20 protein-coding genes are annotated in these 22861 nt (G+C 74.7%); 9 read left to right on the plus strand and 11 right to left on the minus strand.

Going from position 1 to position 22861, the window contains the following annotated elements; all coding sequences use genetic code 11:
- Positions 1 to 1445: 1445 nt before the first annotated feature.
- The gene (locus FM076_RS09465) at positions 1446 to 1601 is read left to right on the plus strand and encodes a hypothetical protein (RefSeq protein ID WP_173869464.1); all 156 of its coding nucleotides are present in this window, start codon (positions 1446 to 1448) and stop codon (positions 1599 to 1601) included.
- A 136-nt stretch (positions 1602 to 1737) separates the two neighbouring features.
- Here the strand turns inward: FM076_RS09465 and FM076_RS09470 are convergent, their stop codons facing one another.
- From FM076_RS09470 to FM076_RS09480, 3 genes are all read right to left on the minus strand, one after another.
- The gene (locus tag FM076_RS09470; RefSeq protein ID WP_173869465.1) at positions 1738 to 2682 is read right to left on the minus strand and encodes a 3-oxoacyl-ACP reductase; all 945 of its coding nucleotides are present in this window, start codon (positions 2680 to 2682) and stop codon (positions 1738 to 1740) included.
- Positions 2683 to 2764: 82 nt separating this feature from the next.
- Positions 2765 to 3844, minus strand: a complete 1080-nt coding sequence (locus FM076_RS09475) for an alcohol dehydrogenase catalytic domain-containing protein (protein ID WP_173869466.1) — start codon at positions 3842 to 3844, stop codon at positions 2765 to 2767.
- A 102-nt stretch (positions 3845 to 3946) separates the two neighbouring features.
- Positions 3947 to 4804, minus strand: coding sequence for a MaoC/PaaZ C-terminal domain-containing protein (locus tag FM076_RS09480; RefSeq protein ID WP_173869467.1), 858 nt, complete (start codon positions 4802 to 4804; stop codon positions 3947 to 3949).
- A gap of 270 nt (positions 4805 to 5074) precedes the next feature.
- Here FM076_RS09480 and FM076_RS09485 point away from each other — a divergent pair, with 270 nt between their 5' ends.
- Both FM076_RS09485 and FM076_RS09490 read left to right on the plus strand, forming a co-directional pair.
- On the plus strand, positions 5075 to 6367 hold the full coding sequence (locus FM076_RS09485) for a sensor histidine kinase (RefSeq protein ID WP_173869468.1): 1293 nt from the start codon (positions 5075 to 5077) through the stop codon (positions 6365 to 6367).
- Positions 6364 to 6969 carry a response regulator gene (locus tag FM076_RS09490; protein WP_173869469.1) on the plus strand — a complete coding sequence of 202 codons (606 nt, stop codon included), beginning with the start codon at positions 6364 to 6366 and terminating at the stop codon, positions 6967 to 6969. Before FM076_RS09485 ends, FM076_RS09490 begins: the two co-directional genes overlap by 4 nt.
- A gap of 48 nt (positions 6970 to 7017) precedes the next feature.
- Here FM076_RS09490 and FM076_RS09495 read toward each other — a convergent pair whose 3' ends face one another.
- The 4 genes from FM076_RS09495 to FM076_RS09515 all read right to left on the minus strand — a co-directional run bounded on the left by FM076_RS09495 (position 7018) and on the right by FM076_RS09515 (position 13713).
- Positions 7018 to 8481, minus strand: a complete 1464-nt coding sequence (locus tag FM076_RS09495) for an MFS transporter (RefSeq protein WP_173869470.1) — start codon at positions 8479 to 8481, stop codon at positions 7018 to 7020.
- 138 nt (positions 8482 to 8619) lie between these two features.
- Complete coding sequence (locus FM076_RS09500; protein ID WP_173869471.1) at positions 8620 to 9813, minus strand: thiolase C-terminal domain-containing protein; 1194 nt, start codon at positions 9811 to 9813, stop codon at positions 8620 to 8622.
- Positions 9810 to 12404 (minus strand): acyl-CoA dehydrogenase, encoded by a 2595-nt coding sequence (locus FM076_RS09510; RefSeq protein ID WP_243274396.1) that lies wholly within the window; start codon positions 12402 to 12404, stop codon positions 9810 to 9812. Before FM076_RS09510 ends, FM076_RS09500 begins: the two co-directional genes overlap by 4 nt.
- A gap of 109 nt (positions 12405 to 12513) precedes the next feature.
- Positions 12514 to 13713 carry a hypothetical protein gene (locus tag FM076_RS09515; RefSeq protein WP_173869472.1) on the minus strand — a complete coding sequence of 400 codons (1200 nt, stop codon included), beginning with the start codon at positions 13711 to 13713 and terminating at the stop codon, positions 12514 to 12516.
- A 372-nt stretch (positions 13714 to 14085) separates the two neighbouring features.
- On the opposite strand from FM076_RS09515, the gene FM076_RS09520 reads away from it, so the two are divergent.
- The 4 genes from FM076_RS09520 (at position 14086) to FM076_RS09535 (ending at position 18097) form a co-directional block, all read left to right on the plus strand.
- A complete protein-coding gene (locus tag FM076_RS09520) occupies positions 14086 to 14727 on the plus strand; it encodes a class I SAM-dependent methyltransferase (protein WP_173869473.1) in 642 nt (213 codons plus the stop codon).
- A 127-nt stretch (positions 14728 to 14854) separates the two neighbouring features.
- A complete protein-coding gene (locus tag FM076_RS09525; protein WP_345944940.1) occupies positions 14855 to 15832 on the plus strand; it encodes an N-acetylmuramoyl-L-alanine amidase in 978 nt (325 codons plus the stop codon).
- Positions 15833 to 15938: 106 nt separating this feature from the next.
- Entirely contained in the window at positions 15939 to 16787 is an 849-nt protein-coding gene (locus tag FM076_RS09530) for a DUF5336 domain-containing protein (protein WP_173869474.1), read from the plus strand.
- Between the two features lie 299 nt (positions 16788 to 17086).
- The gene (locus FM076_RS09535) at positions 17087 to 18097 is read left to right on the plus strand and encodes an LLM class F420-dependent oxidoreductase (RefSeq protein ID WP_173869475.1); all 1011 of its coding nucleotides are present in this window, start codon (positions 17087 to 17089) and stop codon (positions 18095 to 18097) included.
- 18 nt (positions 18098 to 18115) lie between these two features.
- On the opposite strand, the gene FM076_RS09540 is transcribed toward FM076_RS09535, so the two are convergent.
- Both FM076_RS09540 and FM076_RS09545 read right to left on the minus strand, forming a co-directional pair.
- A complete protein-coding gene (locus FM076_RS09540; RefSeq protein ID WP_173869476.1) occupies positions 18116 to 18655 on the minus strand; it encodes a flavoprotein in 540 nt (179 codons plus the stop codon).
- Positions 18652 to 19884 carry a helix-turn-helix domain-containing protein gene (locus FM076_RS09545; protein WP_173869477.1) on the minus strand — a complete coding sequence of 411 codons (1233 nt, stop codon included), beginning with the start codon at positions 19882 to 19884 and terminating at the stop codon, positions 18652 to 18654. Before FM076_RS09545 ends, FM076_RS09540 begins: the two co-directional genes overlap by 4 nt.
- A 506-nt stretch (positions 19885 to 20390) precedes the next feature.
- On the opposite strand from FM076_RS09545, the gene FM076_RS09550 reads away from it, so the two are divergent.
- Positions 20391 to 20603 carry a hypothetical protein gene (locus FM076_RS09550; RefSeq protein WP_173869478.1) on the plus strand — a complete coding sequence of 71 codons (213 nt, stop codon included), beginning with the start codon at positions 20391 to 20393 and terminating at the stop codon, positions 20601 to 20603.
- Positions 20600 to 20839: a hypothetical protein gene (locus tag FM076_RS09555; protein ID WP_173869479.1), complete on the plus strand. Its 240-nt coding sequence runs from the start codon at positions 20600 to 20602 to the stop codon at positions 20837 to 20839. The genes FM076_RS09550 and FM076_RS09555 overlap by 4 nt, the downstream gene beginning before the upstream one ends.
- Before the next feature lie 35 nt (positions 20840 to 20874).
- Here the strand turns inward: FM076_RS09555 and FM076_RS09560 are convergent, their stop codons facing one another.
- Together FM076_RS09560 and FM076_RS09565 are read right to left on the minus strand one after the other, a co-directional pair.
- A complete protein-coding gene (locus FM076_RS09560) occupies positions 20875 to 21942 on the minus strand; it encodes a prenyltransferase (protein ID WP_173869480.1) in 1068 nt (355 codons plus the stop codon).
- A complete protein-coding gene (locus tag FM076_RS09565; protein ID WP_173869481.1) occupies positions 21939 to 22718 on the minus strand; it encodes a methyltransferase domain-containing protein in 780 nt (259 codons plus the stop codon). The genes FM076_RS09560 and FM076_RS09565 overlap by 4 nt, the downstream gene beginning before the upstream one ends.
- Positions 22719 to 22861 lie beyond the last annotated feature (143 nt).

Raw genomic sequence — 22861 nt, forward strand, 5'->3', positions numbered from 1 at the left:
CCTACGCGCTCGCCGCCGAGCGGGACGGACGCGCCCNCCGGCGTCTGGCGCGTGGCCGGCGGGGCGTCCCGGACACCCGAGCGCGTCGCCCGATCGAGGGCCGCTGCTCGGGCGGCGCCTGGCTGGACCCGGAGGGGGCGGCTGCTCGCCGTCGACGCGACCGGGCCGGGCGGCCGGGGCCCCGTCAAGACGGTCACCGTGGACCTGGCCCGCGGCGCGGTCTCGCCGCTGCTCCAGATCACGGAGGAGAGCGAGGACCGGCTGCTGCTCGCCGACCCGGACAGCGGCCTGCTGCTCGTCCGCTCCGACGCGCCCGGCCAGGAACGGCTCGGCTGGGGCGTACTGGGCAGCCACCGCCCCGTCCGCTTCCCCGAGGTGCTGCACCCCCACGGCACCCGGCTGACACCGATCGCCGTGCAGCCCGGCCAGACCCTGCTGCCGGAGCGGTGCGGGATCGCGCTGCGGGTGGACACCGCGCAGGGCACCTGGCTGGCCGTGTGGCGGCCCGGCCTCAAGGAGCTGCGGCACGTGGCGAGCCCGCCGGGGTGGCTGACGGGCCAGGGGCTGTGGACGGCCGAGGGCGAACTGCGCGTCCCCTACTCCACCGCACACAACCCGTGCGGCCTGGCAAGGATGCGGACCCCGCTGCCCGACACCGAGGAGACGCCGCACACCGCGGCGCGGCACCCCGGGGCCGGGCGGGCGGGAGGCGCGGCGTCGAGCGGGGCGGCGACCGCCGGCACGGCGTCGCGGGGCAGCACGGCAGAGGGGCGCACACCGGCTCCGGCCACGCCTCTGCGGACGCCCGCACCGACACCGACGCTGCCGTCGTCACGCCCCGCACCGGCAGCGGCGTCGGCACCGGCACGGACACCGGCACTGCCGTCGTCGCGGCCCGCACCGGCAGCGGCGTCGGCACGCCCGGCATCCGCCCCGGCACCCGCGCTGTCCCCGTCGCACCAGGCACCGGCACCGGTGTCCGTGCCCACGTCCGCACCCGCACCCGCACCCGCGTCCGCACCGGCCGCCCCGGCACCGTCGAGGGGTCCGGGTCCGGGTCCGGCGTCGCCGGTCGCGCCGGAGGGGGCGGTTCCGGTGCGGCCGGCGGCTCTTGCCCGGTGGACGCCGCTGGCGCCGGTGGCGCCGCCCGCGCGGGGGGCCGGTGTGGCGGGGAGCGGTGACGTCACGGGTCTGCAACATCCGCATCACGGAGGACCGCCTACCGGACTGCTGGGTTCCATGGTCCGGAGGGCCGTTTCCGCAGGCGGTACGGGGTCGTTCGGCCTCGTGGGGGAACCGGCCAGGAAACCGGTGCCGCTCCAGCAGTCCCCGCTGACCAGCGGAACGGCGTGATCAGCGGGCGAAACGCTCTGAAGGGCCGCGGTCATGGTCGTTAAACTCCGCCGGGTACGACGGCAGCAAGAGAGCGACGGAGTGACATCGCGATGTCCGACACCCAGACCGAGACGCCGAGCAATCAGCAGACGGCCGGCGAGGGGACGCACCGGGGGAAGCACAGGGGGGCGGCCGCCGCACACGAGGAGCAGACCGTGCCCGCGCAGGGGCGGCACCGCCGTCCCGAATCCGCGCAGCAGCCCTGAGCCGGCCCGGACCGTCCGCAGGCCATGGCCGACCAGCCCCGGCCACCGCCCGACCAGCGGTGGCCGGGGCTTCGTCGTCGGGCCCGGCCGGCGGCGCCCTCCCGGCGGGCGCCGCCGGCCGCCACGGCGGGTGTCCTCAGCCCTTCCTGAGGCCCAGGACCTCGCTCGCGGCGAAGGTCTCCCGCGGGGAGCGGCCGGCGAAGAACGGGGTCAGCAGCCGGTCCAGTTCCTCGTGGCTGAAGAAGTCCCCGGCCGTGTCGAACTTGGCCGCCACCCCGGGCCGTTCGAGCACCGCCACCATGCCGCCGTGCACCACCAGAAGCTGGCCGTTGACGTGGGACGCGGCGGGGGAGGCGAGGTAGCCCACCAGTGGGGAGACGTGCTCGGGCGCCAGTGGGTCGGGGCCCTCGGCGGGCGGCTCGAAACCGGCGAAGACGTCCTCGGTCATCCGGGTGCGCGCGCGGGGGCAGATGGCGTTCGTGGTCACCCCGTACTTGGCCAGCGCGCCCGCCGTCGAGGTCGTCAGGCCGACGATGCCGCCCTTGGCCGCCGCGTAGTTGGGCTGTCCCGCAGAGCCGGCGACGAACGCCTCGGAGGAGGTGTTGACGATGCGTCCGTAGACCGGGCCGCCCGCCTTCTTGGCGGCGGCCCGCCAGTGCGCGGCGGCGAAGTGGGTGGTGTTGAAGTGGCCCTTGAGGTGGACGCGGACGACCGAGTCCCACTCGTCCTCGGTCATCGAGAAGACCATCCGGTCCCGCAGGATGCCCGCGTTGTTGACCAGGACGTCCAGCGAACCGTAGGTGTCCAGGGCTCGTCGCACCAGGTCGCCGGCCTGGGCGAAGTCGGCCACGTCGCCCTGGTCGGCGACGGCCTCGCCGCCCGCCGCGCGGATCTCGGCGGCGACCCGCTCGGCGGGCGCGGCGGACGCGTCCCCGCTCCCGTCCCTGCCGGGCCGGCCGAAGTCGTTGACGACGACCCGCGCTCCCAGCCGTGCCAGCTCCAGTGCCTCGGCCCGGCCCAGACCGCGCCCCGCACCGGTCACGATCGCGGTCCTGCCCTGCAAACAGCCCTGTTCCAACATGCGGGTCCTTCCTGGTCGGCGGGGGCGGCGGCGCGGGGCGCCGCGGTGGGGAGGGGGCGCGCGGCGGGCCGGGCGCGTGGCGCTACAGCGAGATGCTGGTGCGGAGCGCCTCGCCGGAGCGCATCTGGTCGATGGCCTCGTTGATCTCGCCGAGCCGCACCCGGTGGGTGATCAGCCCCTCCAGGTCGACGCGTCCCGCGCGCCACAGCGCGATGGCCCGGTCGTAGCCGCGCAGCACGTCGCCGCCGCCGTAGAGGGAGGGGAGGATGCGCTTCTCGTCGAAGAACAGCTCGAACATGGTGAAGTGCACCTGGTCGTCCATGGCGCCCGCGCCGACCACGCAGAGCGTGCCGCCGCGCCGGGTGGCCTCGTACGCGGTACGGGCCGTCGCGGACCTGCCGACCACTTCGAAGACGTAGTCGAATCCCTCGTCGGCGGTGAGCCGGCGCCTGGCGTCGGCGAGTGCGTCCGGGGCGACGGCCTCGGTGGCGCCGAAGCGCAGCGCCGCCTCACGGCGCGAGGCCACCGGGTCGACAGCGACGATCTGTGCGGCCCCGCAGGCCCGCGCCCCCTGGACGGTGCTGAGGCCCACGCCGCCGCAGCCGAGGACCGCGACCGAGGAACCGGCCTCCACCCGCGCGGTGTTGAAGGCGGCGCCGAGGCCCGTGGTGACGCCGCAGCCGATGAGCGCGGCGATCTCGAAGGGCACGTCGTCGGGTATCGGCACCGCGCACGGCCCGTCCAGGACGGCCTCCTCGGCGAAGGTGCCGGTGCCGGCGAAGCCGAAGACGTCCGTGCCGCCCGTGGTGCGGAAGTTGGCGGTGCCCGCGTTCATGAAGCCGGCCAGGCACAGGTGGCGCTGGCCCCTGCGGCAGGCGGGGCAGGAGTTGCAGGCGGGCAGCCAGCACACCAGCACCCGGTCGCCGGGGGAGACATGGCTGACCCCCTCCCCCACCTCCAGGACCTCGCCCGCGCCCTCGTGGCCGGGCACGAACGGGGCCGGCTGCGGGAGGACGCCGCTCATCGCGGAGAGGTCGGAGTGGCACAGGCCGGTGGCCCGCATGCGGACCCGTACCTTGCCGGGGCCGAACCCGGCCGGTTCGACGTCGCCGACCACCTCGAGCTTGTCCTGGCCGGTCTCTCGCAGTACCGCTGCGCGCACTTGGGCTCCCTTCGGTGGAGGTGGGCGGGGAGTGCGGTGCGGTGCCGGGTGCGGCGCGGCTCGGCCCACCCCGCGGCCCCCGCCGCAGACCGCCCCGGGCCTTCAGCTGTGCGTCACCACGCCGTTCCCCAGCACCACCGCGTCGTCCCGCTCCACCGCCGTGGCGGTGAGCTGGAGCCGGCCCTCGTCGAGGCGCCAGACGCGGACCCGCAGGGTCTCGCCGGGGTACACGACCCCGGCGAACCGCACCGCGTAGGAGGAGATACGGGTGACGTCGCCGTCCAGTACGCGGTCCACGACCGCCTTGAGGGCCATGCCGTAGGAGCACAGCCCGTGCAGGATCGGCCGGCCGAACCCGGCGAGCCGGGCGAACTCCGGGTCGGCGTGCAGGGGGTTCCAGTCGCCGGAGAGGCGGTAGAGCAGGGCCTGGTCCTCGCGGGTGCCGCACTCGGTGACCAGGTCGGGGGCGCGGTCGGGGGCCTCCAGCCGCGCCGAGGGGCCGCGCTTGCCGCCGAACCCGCCCTCGCCGCGGACGAAGAGCTGGGCCTCGCTGCTCCACAGCGGGCCGTCGTCGTCGGTGACGTCGGTGCGCAGGACGAGGATCGCGGCCTTGCCCTTGTCGTAGACGTCGGCGACGCGGGAGGTGGAGGTGGCGCGTCCGCCGACGGGGAGGGGGCGGTGGACGGTGACCGCCTGGGCGCCGTGCAGCACGGCCGCCAGGTCCACCTCGATGCCGGGGGCGGAGAGCCCGCCGACGACGCCCATGCCCGCGCCCGCCACGGTGGCGAACGAGGGGAGGACGTGCAGCCTGCTCTCCAGGGTGTAGCGGAGTTCGGCCGGGTCGGTGGCGGGGACGCCCGCGCCGAGGCCGAGGTGGTAGAGCTGGACGTCCTTGTGGTCCCAGCGGATCTCGGTGCTGCGGGGTTCGGCCGCGAGGGCCTTCGCTGCGTCGATGGGCATGGGGTGCTGGGCTCCTCGCTTCCGCGGGCCGGGGCCGGTGAGGGCCCTGGCCCGGCCGTCCGCACCGTCGGCCGGGCCAGGGAGTGGGGATGGGAGACGTACGGGAACAAGAACGTGTTCTAACCGATCGGGCTACCTGTATAACGCAGCGCACCGCGCTTGGGAAGACCTGACGCCCCCTCAGGCACCGGCGGCCGTGACATTCGTCCCCTCCGACCCACCACATTCGCATCTGCCCAGCTCACGGCCGCACGCCGTACCGTCGTAGGCATGACGACAGCCGCATGCGCCCCGCCGGCGGGGCACGAGACGACGGGCGACGAGCCGGACTGGCCGAACGGGCACGCGGCCACGCGGCCCAGGGGACCCGGCAAGTACTCCTTCCTGCCGTGGCTGCTGATGGGGCTCGGAGCCTTCTCCCACACCGTCCAGGGCAAGGGCGTCGATCCCTGGCTCGGCGGGGCCGCGCTGCTGGCGTTCAACTCCCTCTACATCCTCGTCGTCTTCTCCGCCTTCGACCCCCGCCGCGACCCGCGCACCCCGCTGTACGGGCTGGCCGGACTGACCGTCGTCACCTTCGCCGTCGCCCTCGGCCTCGGCGGCGCCTGGACCATGTACTTCCCACTGCTCTCCCTCGCCTCCGGGACGGTGCGGTCGCTGCGCGGCAAGCCCCTCGCGGTGTGGCTGATCATCCTGAGCAGCGCGGCCGGCAGCATCAGTGGCTGGGACCACGGGCACGGCGCATGGTCCGATGCCGCGGGCATCGGCTACGGCACCTTCGTCTCCGGCATGGTGACGGCCGCGATGCTGGGCCTCTTCGACACGGTGCGGCAGCTGGAGGCGACCCGGCAGGAGCTGGCCCGCACGGCGGTGGAGCGGGAGCGGCTGCGCTTCTCCCGCGACCTGCACGACCTGCTGGGGCACACCCTCTCGGTGATCGTGGTGAAGGCCGAGGCGGTACGGCGCCTGGGCACCCGCGACCTGGACGCCGCGCTGGCGCAGGCCGCCGACATCGAGGCCGTCGGCCGCCAGGCGCTCACCGAGATCCGCGAGGCGGTCAGCGGTTACCGCGAGGGCGGCCTCGGCACCGAACTGGAGCGGGCCGGCTCGGTGCTGGAGGCGGCGGCCATCACCCCCGTCGTCCGGCGGTCGGGCCCGCCCCTGCCGCCGCAGACCGAGGCGCTGCTGGGCTGGGTGGTGCGCGAGTGCGTCACCAACACGGTGCGGCACAGCGGGGCGGGCCGGTGCGAGATCGAGGTGCGGGCGGACGACGACCGGGTGCGGCTGACCGTCACCGACGACGGCCGGGGCACCGGCGACCGCACCCCACCGGCGGGCACCGGCGACCGCACCCCTCCCGTAGGCTCCGGTGACCGGAAGCGGGCCGGTACGGGTCTGACGGGGCTGGCCGAGCGGCTGGCCGCGGCCGGCGGCACCCTCGACAGCGGCCCCGACGGGCGGCGCGGCTTCCGCGTGGTGGCCGAACTGCCGGTGGACACCTCGCGGACCGAGGGCGCCGGGGACGTGGAACAGGGCGCGGACACGGAGAGGACGGCACAGTGACCAGAGTGCTGCTGGCGGAGGACCAGGGCATGATGCGCGGCGCGCTCGCCCTGCTGCTCGGCCTGGAGGACGACATGGAGGTCGTCGCGCAGGTCGCCTCCGGCGACGAGGTCCTGCCCGCCGCCCTCAGGGAGCGGCCCGACGTGGCCCTCCTCGACATCGAGCTGCCCGCCCGCAGCGGGCTGGAGGTGGCAGGCGACCTGCACGAGCGGCTGCCCTCGTGCGCGGTGCTCATCCTGACGACGTTCGGCAGGCCCGGCTATCTGCGCCGCGCCATGGAGTCGGGGGCCGGCGGTTTCCTCGTCAAGGACGGGCCCGTCGAGGAGCTGGCCGGGGCGATCCGCAAGGTGCTGGCCGGCGAGCGGGTCATCGACCCGGCGCTGGCCGCCGCCGCGCTGAGCGTGGGCCCCAACCCGCTGACGCCGCGCGAGCAGGAGGTCCTCTCGGCCGCCGCCGACGGCTCCACCGTCGCGGACATCGCCGGGCGGCTGCACCTGTCGGGGGCGACCGTGCGCAACTATCTGTCGGCCGCCATCGGCAAGACCTCCACCCGCAACCGGATGGAGGCCGTCCGCGCGGCCCGCCGGAACGGCTGGCTGTAGCCGCCCCGTACGGGCCGCATGTCCCCGCCCGGCCCCGTGCGGTTCCGGCTACGGCAGCTCGGGGGCGCCCTCCTGGGTGCCCTCCCGCACGGCGGCGGGCCGCCGCCGGTCCCGCGGCAGGGCGAACAGCATGAACAGCACGCAGACGGCGAGCGTCACCGCTCCGGCGCGGAAGGCGGCGCCGTACCCCTCGGCCAGCGAGGCCGGGTCGGCACGCCCGTCGGTGGCGGCCGCGGCGACGGTGGAGAGCACGGCGAGGCCCAGGGCGCCGCCCATGGTGCGGGAGGTGCCGAAGAGGCCGGACAGCAGGCCCGCCTCCCCCGGCGCGCCGGTCGCCGTGGCGATGGTGGCCAGCGGCGTCGCGGCCAGGCCCGCGCCCAGCGACATCAGCACACCGGGGCCCAGCAGGGCGGTCACGTATCCGCCTCCGGCATCCATGCCGCCCTGCCACAGGTAGCCGAGCCCGGCCATGGCCGAGCCGAGGACGGCGAGGTGGCCCTCGCCCACCCGGGCCATGAGGAAGGGGGCGGTCTTGGAGCCGAGCACGATGGTCAGCGAGTGCGGGACCAGCGCGAAACCGGCCTGGAGCGGCGTGTAGTGCAGCACGTTCTGCGTGTAGAGGGACAGGAAGTACCACATCGCGAACATGGCCAGGCCGTTGATGAAGATGGCGAGGTTCGCGGAGGAGACCGCCCGGCGGCGGAAGAGCCGCAGCGGCACCAGCGGCTCGGGCGAGCGGGCCTCCACCGTCACGAACAGGCCCAGCAGCGCGAGTCCGGCCAGCAGGGGGCCCAGTGCGCCCGGGCCGGTCCAGCCCGCGCTGTCCGTACGGACGATGCCGTACGCCACGGCCCCCAGGCCCAGGGTGGCGAGCAGCGCCCCGGGGACGTCGAGCCGCCGCACGGACTCCCCCCGGCTCTCCGTCAGCCACAGCACGGCCGCCACCAGGACCAGCACCCCGATGGGGACGTTGATCAGCAGCACCCAGCGCCAGGAGAGCGCGTCGGTGAGCACCCCGCCCACCAGTCCGCCCGCCGCACCCCCGCCCGCCCCGACCGCCGACCAGGTGGCGACGGCCCTGGTGCGGGCCGGGCCCGGGGGCACGGAGGTCGTCAGCAGCGTGAGGGTGGCCGGTGCCAGGATCGCGGCACCGACGCCCTGGATGCCGCGGGCCGCCAGCAGGTGCCACGGCTCCCGCGCCAGGCCGCCGGCCAGGCTCGCCGCCGAGAACAGGGCGACGCCCGCGAGGAATACGCGCTTGCGCCCGAACAGGTCGGCGGCCCTGCCGCCGAGGAGCATCAGTCCGGAGAAGGTGAGGGTGTAGGCGTTGACCACCCACTGCAGTCCCGTGGGCGACAGGTCCAGGGTGTCGCGCATCGAGGGCAGCGCGACGTTCACGACGGAGACATCGAGCACGACGAGGAACTGACCGGCGCAGGCGGCCAGTACGACCGCCCACAGGCGCAGGGCCCGGGACGGCGCGGCGGCGGAGTCGGGTGCGGTGTCGGGCATGGGCGCCAGTGTGACACCGGCCCTCCTCCGCCCTCTTCCCTCGCCCGTCGCCGCCGTACGTCCCCGCCCGTCCCGGCCACTCGTCCCGGCCACTCGTCCCCCACCGCTCGTCCCGGCCGCCCGCCCCCACCACCCGGCTCAACGGCGCAGCACGGTCACCACGGCGGCGCCGCCCAGGCCGATGTTGTGCGCCAGGCCGACGCGGGCGCCCTCGACCTGGCGTGCCCCGGCGGCGCCCCGCAACTGCCGTACCAGCTCGGCGCACTGGGCGATACCGGTGGCACCGAGGGGGTGCCCTTTGGAGATGAGGCCGCCGGAGGGGTTGACGACCCAGCGGCCGCCGTAGGTCGTCGCACCGGAGGCCACCAGGTCGCCGGAAGCGCCCTCCGCGCACATGCCCAGCGCCTCATAGGTGAGCAGTTCGTTCACCGAGAAGCAGTCGTGCAGCTCGATCACGTCGACGTCCTCGACGCCCAGCCCGCTCTCCGCGTAGGCGCGCTCCGCCGCCGCGCGGGAGACGGGACGGCCCACGACGTCGATGCAGGAGCCGGAGGCGAAGGTCTCCTCCGTGTCGGTGGCCATCGCCTGCCCGGCGATCTCGACGGCCCGCCGCTCCAGCCCCCGCTCCCCGACGAAGCGTTCGGAGGCGACGAGGGCCGCCGCGGCGCCGTCCGAGGTGGGGGAGCACTGCAGCTTGGTCAGCGGGTCGTGGACCACCCTGGAGCCGAGGATCTCCTCCAGCTCGTAGAGGTCCCGGAACTGGGCGTGCGGATTGCCCACCGAGTGCCGGTGGTTCTTCTCGGCCACGGCGGCGAGCTGTGCGCGGGTGGTGCCGTGGCGCTCCATGTGCTCGCGGGCCGCGTTGCCGAAGATCTGGGCGGTGGGCGGGGTCGCGGCGAAGCCGTGCCGGGCCGCCATCACCCCGTAGTGCCGGGCGACCGGGGAGGCCGAGAAGTCACCGCCGTCCGCCCCGGCACCGAGCGCGCCCTTCCTCATCTTCTCGAAGCCGAGCGCCAGGACGCAGTCGCTCAGTCCGCCGGCCACGAACTGCCGCGCCATCATGAGGGCGGTGGAGCCGGTGGCGCAGTTGTTGTTGACGTTGTAGACGGGGATGCCGGTCAGGCCGAGTTCGTAGACGGCGCGCTGGGCGGCGGTCGAGGGCTGGTAGCAGTAGCCGACGGCGGCCTGCTCGACCAGGTCGTAGCCGATCCCGGCGTCGGACAGGGCCGCCTGGCCCGCCTCCTCGGCCATGTCCCAGTACTGCCACGCGCGGGTCTCCGGCTTGGCGAACGGGGTCGTCCCGACACCGATGACGAACGTCTTTCCTGTCATGGCTGCTCCTCGGTCGTGTACCGCGGCGGCGGGCCGGTCGGCTCGGGGTCGCGGGGCAGGCCGAGCAGGCGCTCGGCGACCACGTTGAGCTGGACCTGGGTGGTGCCGCCCGCGATGGTCAGGCAGCGGGACATCAGGAAGCCGTGCACGGCGCGCCCGCCCGCGCCCTCGCGCACCGCGCCGTGCGGGCCGAGGAGTTCCAGCGCCAGTTCGGCGACCTTCTGCTGGTGCGCGGTCTGGACCAGCTTGCGCACGCTGGCGCCCGCGCCCGGGTCGAGGCCCTCGACCTGCCGGAGCGTGGTGCGCAGCCCGATGCACACGAGCGCGTGCGCCTCCGCGGCCAGCGCGCCGAGCCGCTCCCGCACGGTGTCGTCGACGGCCGCGGGGCCGCCGGCCGCCGGGGAGTCGCTGTCCGCCGCAGAGTTGTCGGCCGCCCGGGGGTCACCGGCCGCCGCGGAGTTGTCGGCCGCCGGGGTGCTCCCGGCCGGTGCGGTGCGGCCGGCCGCCGCGGTGTCACCCACGGCACGCTCGGCGCCCTCCCCCGGTCCCAGCCGGCCGAACAGCGTCTCCAGGCCGGTGCTGAAGGCCACCTGGTCGGCCATGTGGACCCGTTCGTTGCCCAGGGTGTGACGGGCCACCCGCCAGCCGTCGTTCACCCGGCCGACCACCGCGTCGGCGGGCAGCACGGCGTCGTCGAACCAGACCTCGTTGAAGAGGGAGTCCCCGGTGATCTCCTTGAGCGGGCGGATGTCGAGGCCAGGGGTGTTCCTCATGTCCACCAGGAAGAACGTCAGCCCCTCGTGCTTGGGCGCGCGCGGGTCCGTGCGGGCCAGCAGGATGCCCCAGTGCGCCCACTGCGCGGCCGACGTCCACACCTTCTGCCCGCTGACACGCCAGCGGCCGTCCTCCATGCGCTCGGCCCGGGTGCGCAGGGAGGCCAGGTCGGAGCCCGCACCCGGTTCGGAGAACAGCTGGCACCACAGCACCTCGCCGCTCAGCGCGGGCGGCAGATGGCGGGCGCGCTGCTCCTCGGTGCCGTACGCGATCAGCGAGGGGACGACCCAGGTGGCGATGCCCAGGCCGCCGACCCGCACCCCGACCTCGTCCATCTCCCGCCGCACGGCCAGCTGCTGCACGGGGCCCGCGCCGAGCCCGTACGGCTCCGGCAGGTGCGGGGCCGCGTACCCGGTCGGCGCCAGCGCGCGGCGTACGGCGGCCGGGTCCTTGCCGCGCAGGGGCGCGAGCACCTCGCGGGCCGCGGCCCGGTACGCCTCCGCCCCCTCGGGCAGCCGCATGCGCAGCTCACGGCGCACGCCCCGGGCCGCGAGCCGCGCGGCCCGCAGCCGGTGTGCCGTACCGGTGCCGAGCAGTTGCCGGGCCGCCACGGCCCGGCGCAGGTACAGGTGCGCGTCGTGCTCCCAGGTGAAGCCGATGCCGCCGAGGATCTGGACGCAGTCCTTGGCGCAGCCGTACGCGGCCTCCAGCGCGGCGGAGGCGGCGAGCGACGCCGTCAGGGCGCGGACGGGAGCGGGGGTCTCCTCCTCGCCGGCGGCGCGGGCCGCGTCCCAGGTGAGCGCCCGCGCCTGCTCGACGCGCACCAGCATCTCCGCGCACAGGTGCTTGACGGCCTGGAACTGGCCGATGGGCCGCCCGAACTGCTCACGGGTGCGCGCGTGCGCGGAGGCCGTCTCCAGCGCCCAGGAGGCGACCCCGCACGCCTCGGCGGCCAGCAGCGTGCGGGCCAGGTCCCCGGCGCGGCCGGCGTCCAGGGCGAGCACGCGGCTGCCGGGGACCGGTACCCCGGCCGCGGTGACCTCGGCGGTGGGGCGGAGCGGATCGGTGCTCTCGTGCGGACGCACGCCGAGCGACGCGGCGTCCACGGCCACCCATACGGTGCCGCTGCCGGGTGCGGCGCTCCGCCTCGCGGCCAGGAGCAGCACATCGGCCTGCGCGCCGCCGAGGACGGGCGGCGCCGTGCCGTCCAGCACGAGGACGTCGCCCGCGGGGGCGTTGTCCGCCGTGCCGTTGTCCGCCGTGCCGCCGGGCGCTGTGGCGCCGGGTGGCGTGGCGCCGGGCGCGCCGCCGGGTTCCGTGGCGGAGGAGGCGGAGGAGGCGGAGGAACCAGCGGAGGCTGCGGAGGCGGCGGGGTGGGTGGCGGAGGAAACGGCGGAAGGGGCGGGGTGGGTGACGGTGAGAGAGCCTGTGCCGAGGGCCACGGCGCCGACGCGCTCGCCGGTAGCGAGCGCGCGGACCAACTCCCCCTCGGCGCCCGCCGCGTGCAGCAGCCCGGCGGCCAGGACGTGCGGCAGGTAGGGGCCCGGCAGCGCCGCGCGGCCCGTCTCCTCCAGCACGACGGCCAGATCGAGCAGCGAACCGCCCCCGCCGCCCGCCTCCTCCGGCAGGTGGAGACCGCACAGCCCCTGCCGGGCCAGGCCCTCCCAGTGCGCGGGCCGGTCGCGGCCCGGCGGCGCGTCGAGCACGGCGCGCCGCTCCTCGGCGGGGACGGCACGTGCCAGCCAGCCCCGCACGGAATCGGCCAACTCCCGGTGTTCCCGCGTGATCCCGATGCCGCCGATGCTCCCGTCGACCATGCGGGGCACGGTAGAACACGTTTCATTGGGAGGGAATCCAATGGGCGGGAATCCATGGGAGCGGATCCGGCGGCCCGGAGGGTGCCGGCTCCCCCGGCCCCGCGAGCCCTCAGCCGGTCACGGACGGAAGGCGCGGCATCCTCACCGTCTCCTCGCCGCAGCCGATGCGCTTCGACTCCGCCCGCACATAGGAGGGCAGCAGGTCGAGCGGCGTCGAGCCCTTCGGGTCGTAGTTCTCCGTGCGCGCCATGAAGACGACCTGCCCCGTCCGGCAGGTGGCCGCGTAGACGGCGAGGTCTCCGGAGAGCGCGCCGTAGCCGTGCTCCCCCTTGAAGCGCACGGAACTCCTGCGGGCCAGCGGCTCCACGGCACGGGCGAGGCGCGGGTCCTCGACGGTGGTGAAGCGCGTCCCGTCCAGCGGGAAGTCGAGGCCCACCTCGCAGGAGTGCGCGGGGCCCGAGGCGTGCGTGCCGGCCCGCATCCGGTACGGGTACCGCTCGCTGCCGCGCATCCCCTCCGGCAGCCGTGCCCCCTTCAGGCCGCACAGCTCCCGGGGACCGTTCCCGTCCAGGACCCGGGTCCTGGGCAGCGGCGCGAGCGCGTCCGTCCGCGGCGGCGCGTAGCGGCCCTCGCAGCCCTTCTCCGCCTTCACCCCGTTGGCCAGCGCCACCACCGCGCGGGCCATGCCCGCCCGGTGGGACCGCGTCCTCGCCGGGTCGGACCCCGTGTTCCCCTCCACGTTCCCGGCCGCGAGCGTGACGACCGTCGGCGGGCCGTCCCCGGCGCCGGTGCAGCTCGCCGGGAGGGCAGCCCAGGCACGGCTGTCGGAGACCATACCGGTGACCTCGCCGCCCAGCGGCGCCATCCGGGGCGAGAGGAACTCATCCGCCCACTCCCGCCCGTCCCGGCCCCGGAACCGGTCGAGTGCGCGGACCTCCGCGGTGACCTGCCACCTGCGCTCGTCGTCCTTCCAGCCCTCGATCCGGCACTGGGTGGTGCGGCTGTCCGCCGTCGCGGCCTGCTCCAGCGGAAGCTGCCTCGCCCGTACGTCGCCGCCACCGCCGATCCCGTCCACCACCTCGGGCGAGAGGGAGCCCCAGCACACGTCCCGGGGCAGGAACGGCAGCTCCCCGGCGCGCCACACCAGCACACCGGCCGCCAGCAGCGCCCCGACGACCGCACCGGCCAGCCCGGCCCCGGCCCTGCCCCGTACGAGGCGGCCCAGCCGCCCACCGGCCCCGCCGGCCCGGGCGGCCCTCGCCGAGGCCGCCTCCTCGGCCGGACGGGACCCCTCGGGCTCCTCGGACACCCCGGCCCCCCCCAGGCCGCCCTGTGGTCCCCTCAGCATTCCTGGTCCCCCCGGCCTTCTCGGACGCGGGCGCCCCCGCCTTCTCGGGCGCGGGCTCCCCGGTCCTCCCGGACTCGGACCCCTCCGCCTTCTCGGGTCCCTCCGCCTTCTCGTGCATCCGGTCCTCTCCTGTGGGGTGGGCGCCGTTCATGGGGGGACTCGCTCCCCGTCACTCGCCGTCCCCCGCGTCCCCCGGGCCGGGTGGTCCGGCGAGGGTACCTGCCGCCCGGGCGGAGGAAGCCGGTAGGGCAGCATGGCGGCTACCGCACCGGCCCGGCGTGAACAGCGCGGGACGCGCGCGTGAGGCCAGCACCCACAGCGGAGGTAGACACGATGAACCAGGCCCCCGTCCCCGGACCGCACACGCGCGCCGCGTTCGAGGCGGCGAAGGGCTTCATGCCGCTGGACGAGGGCCTGGCGCTGTACGCGGCGGCCGTCGAGGCGGGGGCACTCGGGCTGCCCCTGCTGGAGGTGGGCACCTACTGCGGGCGCTCCACGCTGCTGCTGGCGGACGCGGCGCGCCGCACCGGGGTGACGGCGCTCACCGTCGACCACCACCGGGGCAGCGAGGAGCAGCAGCCGGGGTGGGAGTACCACGACCCGGAGGTCGTCGATCCGGTGGTGGGGAGGATGGACACGCTCCCCGCCTTCCGCCGCACCCTGCACGCGGCCGGCCTGGAGGAGCAGGTGATCGCGCTGGTGGGGCGCTCCCCGCAGGTCGCCGCGGTATGGGGGACGCCGCTGGGGCTCGTCTTCATCGACGGCGGCCACACCGAGGAGCACGCCACCGCGGACTACGAGGGCTGGACGCCGCACCTGGCGCCCGGCGGGCTGCTGGTCATCCACGACGTCTTCCCGGACCCGGCGGACGGCGGACAGGCCCCTCACCACATCCACGAACGCGCCCTGGCCTCGGGCGACTACGTTCCCGGCCCGGCCACCGGCTCGCTGCGCGTCCTGCGCCGCCGCCCCTGATCCCGTCTCCGGTCTCCGCTCTCCGGCCTCCGGCGGGGTGGAACGGCGGGCTCCGCGGGCGGCCCGGGCCCGTGGGGCACCCACCGCCGTCGGGAGGTGTCACCCCGAGGGCCTACCATCTACGGCCGTGTCGAATGGATGCTTTGCGAGGCGGCGGCGGACAGGCCGACGAGTGGCGGCCGTACTGGTCGCCGGGGCCGTGTGCCTGGGTGCCGCCGGGTGCGGGGTGTCCGGCGGCACGGGGGACGGGGACGGCAGGGACCGCTCCACCCGCTCCCCGGCGGCGAGGGCGACGGAGCCGGACCCGCACGGGGGGAAGGGGAAGGACGACGGGGGCGACGGGAGGGGCCGCGGGGGCGACCACGCGGGCGACGGAGACGACGACGCGGGCGGCAAGGCGCGGAAGACCCCCGGCCGGCCGCTGCGCGGCAAGGTGATCGTCGTCGACCCCGGCCACAATCCGCACAACCGCGACCAGCCCGGCAAGATTTCCCGGCCCGTCGATATCGGCACGGGAAAGAAGGAATGCGACACCACGGGCACCGCCACCAATTCCGGTTACCCGGAGGCGGAGTTCACCCTCGATCTCGCGCACCGGGTCCGCGCGCAGCTTCGGGAACGCGGAGCCACCGTGAAGTTGACCCACGACGGGGACGAACCGTACGGCCCATGCGTGGATGAACGCGCGGAAAAGGGAAATCAGGCACAAGCGGACGCCGCCATTTCGCTCCACGCGGACGGCGCCCCCAGCGGAAGCCGCGGTTTCCATGTGATTCTTCCCGCACCGGTGCACGCGGGCGCCGCGGACACCCGGGAGATCGTGCGCCCCTCCGAGCTGCTCGGCACCGAGCTGCGGGACGCCTTCCACGACGCCACCGGCGAGCGCCCCGCCAACTACCTGGGCGACGGCAACGGTTTGGACACCAGGGACGATCTGGGCGGTCTCAATCTGAGCAAGGTACCCAAGGTCTTCCTCGAATGCGGCAACATGCGTGATCCACGCGACGCCGCGAACCTCACCTCGGCGAAGTGGCGCGAAAAGGCCGCGCGCGGGGTGGCGGACGGGATCGCCGCTTTCCTCGCCGCGCAGGAGGGGAAATCGTGAAACCGAGAAGCGAACCCCCCGGACCGGCCCGTAGTGTCATCCGTACGATGGGGTGCTCACCCCCGGCAGACTTGACGACCATGACCAGACAGACGAAGGACCCCACGTGAACATCCGCTCGCTCACGCGAGGCGACGGTGCGGTGATAGGAGCAGCGGTGCTGCTGTTCATCGCTTCGTTCCTCGAGTACTTCTCCGCAGACTGCGACGGCTCGCTCTGCGACAAGATCGACATGCCCAACGCCTGGGACACGGAGAAGCTCCAGCTGATCCTGCCCACGATCTTCCTGACGGGCATCATCGGCGCCGCGCTGCTGGTTGGTGGCCGCTTCCTGCCGGAGGGCCGCAAGTTCGGCGCCATCACGCTGCCCCAGTTCGGTGCGAGCCTGCTGGTCGTCTCGCTGTGGTCGCAGGTGTGGTCGATGATCGTCGCTCCGGACGAGGCGAGCATGGGTGCCGGCTCCATCCTGGCCCTGATCGCCACCCTGATCGGCGCCGCCGCCGCGATGGTCTCCCCGGTCGTGCCCGCGCTGGCGGCACCGCTGATGCCCGCGGGCGGCGCCCGTCCGGGCCCGTACGGCGGGCAGCCGCAGGCCGGTTACGGCTACCCGGGCGGCCCGCAGCAGGGCGGCTACGGCTACCCGGGCGCCCCGCAGGCCGGCCAGCCGGGTCCCTACGGCGGCCAGCCGGCGCAGGACCAGCCCGGTCCCGGCCAGTCGCACGGCGGTCCGCAGGGTGCCGCCGGCGCCCCGGACCCCAACTTCCAGCCGTTCTGGTTCGCCGTCCCGATGGCGCGCCCCCTCTTCCCGGAGGACGGCTCGCCCCAGCCGATCGCCGAACTGGCGCCGGGCACCTGGTACCTGGCGGTCGAGCAGCGCGGCCAGGCGCTGGTGGCCCAGACGCAGGACGGGCGCCGCGGCGTCCTCCAGGACACCTCCAACATCCAGCGCGGCTGACCGCCACCGGCCCGCACGCGCACCCGCGAAGGCCTCGCCCGAACAGGGCGGGGCCTCGCCCTTTTCGGGCGAGGGGCCGCTGCCGTACGCTGCACCGGCCGGGCTGACGCTCCCTCAGTTCGCCGGGCCCGTCAGCCCGCCGGGCCATCAGCTCTTTGGTGCTTCGGCTCACGGGTGCTTCAGCCCGCTGGCGGTTCGGCCGCTGGTGCACCAGCCCGGGAGCGGCCGGAAGCGGCAGGTGCGGCTGGAAGCGGCCGAGTGCGGCCCGGAAGTGGCCGGGTGCGGCGGAGGGAGAGGGAATGCGGCTCGGACTGGCGCTCGGCTACTGGGGCCGCGGCCCCGACCCCCGCCACCTCGACCTGGCCCGGCACGCCGAGGACCTCGGCTACCACTCGGTGTGGACCTCCGAGTCCTGGGGCTCGGACGCCTTCACCCCGCTCACCTGGATCGCCGCGCACACCTCCCGCATCCGCCTGGGCACGGCCGTGGCGCAGATGGCGGCCCGCACACCGACCGCCACCGCCATGCACGCCCTCACCCTCGACCACCTCTCCGGCGGCCGGATGATGCTGGGCCTGGGGCTGTCCGGGCCGCAGGTGGTGGAGGGCTGGTACGGCCGCCCCTTCCCCGCCTCCCCGCTCACCGCGACGCGTGAGTACGTGGACGTCGTACGGCAGGTGCTGCGCCGCGAGGGGCCCGTGCGGCTCGACGGGCGCTACCACACCCACCCCTACGCCGGGCCGGACGGCACCGGCATGGGCAAGCCGCTCAAGTCCATCACGCACCCGCTGCGGTCCGGGCTGCCGGTGCTGCTCGGGGCCGAAGGCCCCAAGAACATCGCCCAGACCGCGCGCATCGCCGACGGCTGGCTCCCGCTGTACTGGTCACCGACGCGGGCTCCGGTCCACGCACCGGCCCTCGCGGACGCGCCGCCCGGCTTCCTGGTCGCCCCCCTGGCGCAGGCCCGGCTCTGCGACGACGTCGCGGAGGGGCTGCTGCCCGTCAAGGCCATGCTCGGCTTCTACATCGGCGGCATGGGGCACGCCCGCCGCAACTTCCACGCGGAGCTGATGGCACGCATGGGGTACGCGGACGAGGCCGCCCGTGTCCAGGCCCTGTTCGCCGAGGGCCGCCGCGAGGAGGCGGTACGCGCCGTGCCCGACGCCTTCGCCGACGAGATCTCCCTCGTGGGCCCCCGCGCACGCCTCGCGGAACGACTGGAGTTGTGGCGCTCCGGCCCCGTCACGGACCTCCTGGTAACGGCCCCCGACCCGGACACCTTACGGGCACTGGCGGACCTCACCTTGTGAACCTCTCCCCGCGGGGCTTCACGCCGTGGGCCCCGCGAGGGCTTGGAGGGCGACGTCCCACGGGAAGGCGACAGCATCGCCGTGCCCGGGTGGATGAGGGGTGTAGCCGCCCGGCCCGTGGAGGACGGTCACTCCCTGCTCGCGGAGCGCCGCCACACTCCGGGCGACGGCGGGCTGCGCGTCCTGGGCCCGGTTGAAGAAGGGCATCGCCACCACGGGTACGCCCAGGTGCACCGCCTCGGAGGCGAGACCGAGCGCCAACGTGTCGGCGATGCCCGCACCCCACTTGTTCAGGCTCGTGCAGCTCAACGGCGCCACCAGGACGGCGTCGGCCTTCGGCAGTGCGTCACGCTCGCCCGGCACCTTGTACTGCCGGCGCACCGTGTGCCCGGTCAGAGTCTCCAGCTTCGGAATCCGCCCCTCCCACCAACGGGCGGCCGAAGGGGTCAGCACCAGGCAGACGTCCCACCCCGCGTCCTGGGCCCGGCGGACCGCTTCGTCGATGTGCTGAGTGGGACCTGCCGCACAAGCGATCAGGTAGAGCACCGGCTTGGTCATGCCCGGAGTCCACAGCGTTCCGCCAGCTCACGCAACTCCCGGGACGGTTGAGGTGTCACAGCGACGACGTCGCGTACCACGTGGACGCCGGAGGGGCGGCCCCGCACCTCTTCCGGTGCCATCGCGTCGGCCTCCAGAAGAGCGCGCGTGGCCTGCTCCCGCTGCCGTGTCAGGACCGAAGCGCGTGCCATCGCGAGGAGGTGCAGCGCACGGCGCTCGCGGGTGAGGCCCGCGAGCGCCGCCGGGTCCAGGCCCTCGGCGGCTTCGACGGCGGACCACCCGTCCCCGAAGCGCACGAGGACATCAATGCGATGAAGACGCACGTTGGTCGGCCCGAACATCGTCCAGTCCTCGTTGCGGTCCTCACCCTGGCGGCCGGCCGCCTCTTCGGCCTGGTCCACATGGCCGGAAGCTTCGATGACGGATCCGGGGGTGCGCGGCCGGGCCGAAGCGGCAACGGCCGCGTTCAGGTACAGCATCCCCAGCGTGGACAGACCCAGCGGTCCCGCTGCTCCGAGATCCGCCGACAGTCGAGCTGCCGCCCGCGTCGCGAAGCTGACGGCCGCTTCCGGCCGCTGCTGGTACATCAGGCTTTTGGCCACGCGCCGGGAGGCCGCACCGATGGCCACTGGATCGCCGGAGCGCTCGGCGGCGGCAAGGGCACGGTCAGCTGCGAGGGCGGCCGGCGCCGTGGTCGTCGTGCCGAACTTGTGCAAAAAGGACGCGGTGAGCTGGTAGACGCGCGAAAGGACCGCGTGTGCCGCGCACTCGGCGCCTGCCGGAGCGGAGGCCGCTGCACGGTGGGCGTCGATCAGAAGCTGCGGCAGTTGTCGGCCGATGGCCGAGTAGTGGCACGCCTGGAATGCGTTGCAGCAGTAGTCCAGGGAACGTCTCACAGCGGTGGGCGGCGGCGGCTCGCGGTCGGGCCCGAAGACCCCGGTCAGTATGTCGTGATGGTCCAGCGCATCGAGAACCGCACGAACGTCGGCGGGGGTCTCCGTAGGGACTGAGGCGTCAGGGATCTCGGCCAACAACTGCTCCAAGGGGACGCGCAGGATCTCGGCTGCGCGCTCCAGGACCGACAGCCGAGGGTCGGCCTGCCGCTGCCCGCCTTCGAGGTCTTGGACCCATCTTCGGGACTTACCCATCTGGCGGCCGAAGTCGCCCTGGGTGAAGCCGCGGCGCTCGCGCCAGTAGGCGATGCGTCGGCCGATGCGTCCAGTTTCCATGGCGCCCTCCGGTGTAAGGCACGCACTTTGCGTGCTCGCCTTCCTTCTCCCTGCCTCTACGTTGCCTGGAAACACGAAACGTAACGAAGGAGTTACTGTGAGAACCAGCAAGTTGTCATCGCGTAGTACTGGTCCTTCCGGTGAGCGCGGAGCCCATGAGGCACATGAGAACTATGCCGAAGGCGCCGTGCCGACTGAGGCGCCATGGGTCCGCCCCGACGGCGCCATGCGGCTGACCACGCACACCGGTTACCAATGGTGGGCCGTCCTGGAGGACTTGCGCACGTCGGCCCAGCAGAAGCGACAGTCGTCCGAGTCGGCCCGGCACCAACGCGACGCGTGCGCGGGTGACGTACTCGTGAGCCGCATGAGGATCCGCGTCTCCCGCGACTCCGGCCGCTCCTGGACGCGCCCGCGCAGCCTCCGCGTGGATGACCGGCCGGAGACGAACTGGCGCTGGCCGCGCTGCCGGTGCGTGCTCTGCCGGCCCGGAGGTGAGGAGCGCCGTGGCTGATGCGTTCCCGTTGCGTCTCGCCTCCCACCGGCCGGGCTGGTACGGAACCTGCCGCCGCTGCGGACAGCCGCTGACCGCGGAAGCGACCGCAGCCGAGGACGACAAGGCCCTCACCTCGCTCGGTGCCCGCTGCCGCCGGTGCGTGGGCACGGACGCGACCCACTCCATCGACAAGGGCAAGGACAACGGGAGGGCGGCCGGATGAGCGCCGGATTCTGCTTCTGGCACCGAGGCCACGCCCTCGACGTCGAGTTGATCGCCGTCATCGAACGGGGCTCCGGGCCCGCCGCCGGGGCGTCCGCGTGCCTGCCGTGCGCGAGGAAGATCACCGGCGTGCCCTACGGCGAGGCCGCCGAGGTGGCCGTCGAGGTGCTGGAGGCGCGCGCCGGGCGGGCCGAGGGGGGCTCGTCCGGCGCGGGGCGGCCGGGGGGCCGGGGGTGAAGGGCGGCCGGGCCCCGAGCAGCGGGGTGCCGGGCTCAGCAGCAGTCCGGGTCCAGGCCGGTGGGCAGGTCGTCGCCGCGGAAGACCTGTACCGTCGCCTCGTCACCGCCCAGGGCGGCGACGGCCAGGAGGAGGGCGCCGGCGGTCCAGGTGGTGCGCTCGACGGGCCAGACGGTGTCGTCCTCGAAGACGTAGCCGGTCCAGTACATGCCGTCGTCGGCCCGCAGGTGGGTCATCCAGGTGAGGATGTCCAGCGCGCGGTCGGACTCGCCCATGGCCCACAGCGCCAGGGCGAGTTCGGCGCTCTCGCCGCCGGTGACCCAGGGGTTGGGGGTCACGCAGCGGCAGCCGAGGCCGGGCACCACGAAGGTGTCCCAGCCCTCCTCGACGCGTTCCTTGGCGGCGGTGCCGCGCAGGGCACCGCCGAGGACGGGGTAGTACCAGTCCATCGAGTAGCGGCTCTTGTCGAGGAACCGTTCGGGGTGGTGGCGGATGGCGTGGCCGAGCCGGCCGGTGGACAGCTCCCAGTCGGGCTGCGGCTCCTCGCGGTGCTCGGCCAGCGCCAGCGCGCACCGCAGGGCGTGGTAGACGGAGCAGGAGCCGGTCAGCAGCGCGTCGGTGGCCGAGGTGCCGTCGGCCTCGCGCTTCCACCCGATCTGGCCGCCGGGCTGCTGGAGCTGGAGGACGAACTCGACGGCGGCGATCACGTGGGGCCACATCCGGTCGAGGAAGGCGTCGTCGCCGGTGGACAGGTAGTGGTGCCAGATGCCGACGGCCGGGTAGGCGCAGAAGTTGGTCTCGCGGGTGCGGTCGGTGGGCTCGGCCGCGTCCCCGTCGGCGTAGGCGGCGTACCAGGAGCCGTCGGGCAGTTGGTGGGCGGCGAGCCAGCGGTAGGCGGCCTCGGCACGCTCGTGCTCGCCCGCCGCGTCGAGCGCCATGGCGGCCTCGACGTGGTCCCACGGGTCGAGGTGGTGGCCGCGGAACCAGGGTATGGCCCCGTCCCCGCGCTGCTGGGCGGCGATGCCGGCGACGGTCTGCCGGGCCTGCGCTGCCGTCAGCACCCCCGGCAGGACCAGCCGCTCCGTCCGCTCCGGGCTGGTCACTTGGCCGCCGCCGCGCTCTCACCGGGCCGGCCGTCCGCCTCGGCGAGGCCGGGCAGGCGCGGCAGGTGCGGTTTGGTCGCGTAGGCGACGAAGCTCTTGCCGATGAGCGGGTCGAGGGCCCGCTCGGCGAGGCGGGTGGCCAGCGGGCGCTTCATGATGTCCCACACCAGCAGTTTGTGGTAGGCGCGCACCGGCAGAGCCTTGTCGTTGTCCACCCCGAACGCGCACTTGAGCCACCAGTAGGGCGCGTGCAGGCCGTGCGCGTGGTGGGTGCCGTAGGGGCGCAGCCCGGCCTCGCGCAGCTTGGCCAGCAGTTCGGTGGCGCGGTAGATGCGGATGTGGCCGCCCTCGACCTCGTGGTAGGCGTCGCTGAGCGCCCAGCAGACCTTCTCGGGGCCGTAGCGCGGCACGGTGACGGCGATACGGCCGCCGGGCCTGAGGACGCGCACCATCTCGGCGAGGACGCCCTTGTCGTCGGGGATGTGCTCCATGACCTCGGAGATGATGACGACGTCGAAGCTGTCGTCGGGGAAGGGCAGGGCCAGCGCGTCGCCCTCCATGGCGGTCGCGGTGGCGCCCTCGGGGGCCTCGCCCGCCTCGGCCATGGCGGCGAACCAGGCGGCGACCTCGCGGATCTCCTCGGCGTTGCGGTCGAGGGCCACCACGCGCGCGCCGCGCCGGTAGCACTCGAAGGCGTGCCGTCCCGCGCCGCACCCCAGGTCGAGCACGCGGTCGCCCGCGGCGAGCGGAAAACGGGAGAAGTCCACGGTCAGCACGGCGAATCAGCCTTCCACATCAGCGTCTCGGGCGGGGCAACTCGTTCGGGGAGCGGGCGGGCCACTCGTTCGGGGAGCGGGCGGGCCACTCGTTCGGGGCCGGGGGGCGGCGGAGGGGGCGGCAGGTCACCGGCTGTCGGCGG

The sequence above is a fragment of the Streptomyces albus subsp. chlorinus genome, assembly GCF_013302895.1.
In the GTDB taxonomy this organism is placed as follows: domain Bacteria; phylum Actinomycetota; class Actinomycetes; order Streptomycetales; family Streptomycetaceae; genus Streptomyces; species Streptomyces chlorinus.